The organism is Chamaesiphon sp. OTE_8_metabat_110 (genome assembly GCF_031382685.1).
Taxonomy (GTDB): Bacteria; Cyanobacteriota; Cyanobacteriia; order Cyanobacteriales; family Chamaesiphonaceae; genus Chamaesiphon.
This window is the reverse complement of sequence record NZ_JANMZA010000630.1, coordinates 1-3,222: the sequence shown is the minus strand read 5'-3', so window position 1 is coordinate 3,222 and position 3,222 is coordinate 1. Positions and strand designations below refer to the sequence as shown.

Sequence of the window (3,222 nt, the reverse complement as noted above, 5' to 3'; positions counted from 1 at the left end):
TACGGCTTATACGCGTCCCCTTGCCAATCTGATCGAGCAATTACAGCGATTGCCGGGAGTAGGCCCTAAATCTGCTCAGCGGTTGGCATTACACATTCTCAAACGGTCTTCAGCCGAAGTCGAACAACTCGCCCAAGCTTTAATCGAGGCCAAACAGCAAGTCGGCTTGTGTCAGGTGTGTTTTCACCTCTCTGCCGAGCCAGTTTGTGATATCTGTCGCAATCCCCAACGCGATCCGCAAACGATCTGTGTTGTTGCGGATTCACGCGATGTCATTGCCCTTGAAAGAACGCGAGAATTTAGTGGCAAATATCATGTCTTAGGTGGCGTGATTTCACCGATGGATGGCATCGGCCCCGAGCAGTTAAATATCTCTTCATTATTGCAGCGGATCGACAAGCAAGATGTCCACGAAGTGATCGTTGCCGTCAGTCCGACGGTCGAAGGTGAAACGACGACTTTATATCTGGGACGACTGATCGCCCCGCTCACCAAAGTCACTCGGATCGCCTTTGGGCTACCCATGGGTGGCGATCTCGAATATGCAGACGAAATAACTCTCGCCCGCGCTCTAGAAGGCAGACGAGAGATAAGTTAAATTAATTGAGAATTGAGAATTGAGAATTGATAATTGATAATTAGGCATTGCTGGATCTGGGTATGATTCCTTAATTTGAGATCGCTATAACCCTTGGGGGGCAACTCATGAATTACCCCTCCCAAGGGTTTTATCCCTCGATTTAGCAACGCCGATAATTACTAGGTTAATCTCTTTTTGATTAATACGATTAATTGACCTAATTGTTTTTTCAAGGTGTCTACTTCGGTTTCTAGTTTGATGACTTTTTCGATCGAGTCTTGACGATCGACATCATTATCGTGTTGCAGCGATCCCAATCTAGCGGTTAGTTCGTGAAGCTGGGTTTGATGAGATTGCTCGGCGGCGGAAAGTCGATCTTGGAGCTGTTCGATCTGGGTAAACGCGTTAGTTTCGATCGCGGTAATCCGCTCCAATGCTCGACCTAGATCTGCTTGCAACTGCGCGACTTCATCATTACTAACCTGACGATCTACGCACTGTGCGGCCACGGTTCCGGGTAACTCTGCCATCCGGGGACGTGCTTTGCGGGCTTTAGTCATCGCAACTCGAATTGCTTCGGACAGGACGACGCGATCGAATGGTTTTTCGATAAACTCAAAATACTCAAACGGCTCGGAAATCTTGCTCGTGACCTCTTCTTTTTTCCCCGACATCAAGACTAAAGGAATTTTCTGATATTCTGGATGCGCCTGAATCTGTTGAAAGACATCCCACCCGCTCATTTTTGGCAGGATAAAATCTAACATAATCAATGCTGGATGCTCTTTCTGGACGAACTCGATCCCTTCGAGACCATCTTTGGCTTCAATTACTTCAAAATCGCCCTCGGGAAGCATATCGCGAACTGTCTTCCGAATGACGCGACTATCATCGATTACTAAGATTTTGCTAGTTGCCACACTTGACTCCTTGTTGTCTGCTAATGAACTTAGGTGTTATCGATTGTCGTTACTCCTATCCCTTAATTCAAACGGTTCGACCCTGTTTTTGTGTAACCTGAGCGAATTTTTGGAAAATGCCGATCTTAAATGCTTAGACAGTTCTCTCATATAGGGGAGAATTGCTAAAATTCAAGGGTAACATCGATCGATTCATCCTCGATAATTTAATCTCAGGCGATCGGATCGCGAGTGCTAGTGCCGAGCTAGTCGCAACCAAGCTAAACCAGTCCTCGCAAATAGCCAAGGCAAACACCTTATACCCTGACTTTTGATTTTTAAACCCTAACTTCTAAAGTATGCCCTCATCTTCCGCAGATTTAGCACGTTGGCGTGCTGAAATTCGATCTTTACCAAGTTGGTTGCGGCGATCGATCGGCACCGCCAGCGAACTCTCGACCGTTCAACAAGTTGTCAAACAGCGTCAAATCCATACCATCTGCGAAGAAGGTCGCTGTCCCAATCGCGGCGAGTGTTACTCGCAAAAAACTGCCAGTTTTCTCTTGATGGGGCCGATTTGCACTCGCAGTTGTGGTTTTTGTCAAGTGGATAAAGGGCACGCACCGATGCCGCTCGATCCCCTCGAAGCTCAGAAGGTCGCCGAAGCCGTCGCAATACTCGGACTCAATTACGTGGTGCTGACTGCTGTCGCGCGGGACGATCTCGACGATGGCGGCGCGAGCGTATTTGCCCTGACGATCGCGGCAATTCGGGCGATCGATCCTCGAACGCAAGTTGAAGTCCTCACGCCAGATTTTTGGAGCGGTCGGGATGCCCATCAGCAACAACAGGAACGGATCGCCACTGTAGTCGCCGCCAAACCTGCCTGTTACAACCATAATGTCGAAACAGTCGCCAGACTCCAAGATCGAGTGCGCCGGGGGGCAAAATACCGCCGCTCGTTGGATGTTCTCGCCCATGTCAAAGCTCTCGACCCAACTATCCCTACCAAATCGGGATTGATGCTCGGACATGGCGAAACTGAAGCGGAAATTATTGCCACCTTACAAGATCTCCGCGCGATCGATTGCGACAGGCTCACATTAGGACAATATATGCGACCGTCACTAGAACACTTACCAGTCGTCAAATACTGGACTCCCACCGAATTCGATCGCTTGGGCGCAATCGCTACTGAGTTAGGATTCAGCCACGTCCGATCGGCACCTTTAGTCAGAAGTTCCTATCATGCTGGCGAGTAGATTGGGGGATTGACTCGATCGATTTACTCACATCTTGCATCAAGACAGTGCAAAATTACTGGTAATTACCCTAGATTTTAGGGTACCCACAAGGGGCACCCCTACAGGTTAATTGTGTAGGGGTGCCCCTGTCTTGACGTTTTTTTATTCGGGGGGAACCCTAGAGATAAAAACGCCGCTTGTGGGTACCCTTAGATCTACGCTTTGACTAATCCTTATTTATTGGGGCAAGATGTGAGTCAAGCAAAAACAGCTTAGGTGCCAATAACTCAACCCCGATGCTTACCCGCTTACGCTGTCCGCCACTAAGATTGGCAATTCTGGCTCTGCACCGATCGGTCATCTGGATGCGATCGATGGTGCGATCGACCACTTCGCGGATCTTAATCCATGCAGTTAAAAAGCAGCACAAGATAGGTTGTCAGATCGAAGTACAGATTGTTGTTGAAAAGCTTTGGTATAAGCTTTTCGTATTTGTTCG

The 3,222-nt window shown here is 48.4% G+C and carries 4 protein-coding genes and 1 pseudogene; 2 read left to right on the top strand and 3 right to left on the bottom strand.

Annotated features, from left to right (window positions below):
* Positions 1-598 (top strand): recombination mediator RecR (recR, locus tag RMO52_RS22590; RefSeq protein ID WP_310418821.1); only part of this gene is annotated, 598 nt, incomplete at its 5' end.
* A gap of 161 nt (positions 599-759) precedes the next feature.
* Here recR and RMO52_RS24890 read toward each other — a convergent pair.
* Positions 760-1,500: a response regulator gene (locus RMO52_RS24890; protein ID WP_396135086.1), complete on the bottom strand. Its 741-nt coding sequence runs from the start codon at positions 1,498-1,500 to the stop codon at positions 760-762.
* A 338-nt stretch (positions 1,501-1,838) separates the two neighbouring features.
* Here RMO52_RS24890 and lipA point away from each other — a divergent pair, with 338 nt between their 5' ends.
* Positions 1,839-2,741: a lipoyl synthase gene (gene lipA / locus RMO52_RS22580; protein WP_310418818.1), complete on the top strand. Its 903-nt coding sequence runs from the start codon at positions 1,839-1,841 to the stop codon at positions 2,739-2,741.
* A gap of 238 nt (positions 2,742-2,979) precedes the next feature.
* Here lipA and RMO52_RS24885 read toward each other — a convergent pair.
* Both RMO52_RS24885 and RMO52_RS22575 read right to left on the bottom strand, forming a co-directional pair.
* Positions 2,980-3,129: pseudogene (locus tag RMO52_RS24885) on the bottom strand (zinc ABC transporter ATP-binding protein); the annotation flags it as partial.
* 8 nt (positions 3,130-3,137) lie between these two features.
* The gene (locus RMO52_RS22575; protein WP_310418826.1) at positions 3,138-3,215 is read right to left on the bottom strand and encodes a hypothetical protein; all 78 of its coding nucleotides are present in this window, start codon (positions 3,213-3,215) and stop codon (positions 3,138-3,140) included.
* Between the last annotated feature and the right edge of the window lie 7 nt (positions 3,216-3,222).

Coding starts and splice junctions, on each gene's coding strand:
- lipA (WP_310418818.1), top strand. CDS start 1,839: ATGCCCTCATCTTCCGCAGATTTAGCACGTTGGCGTGCTGAAATTCGA.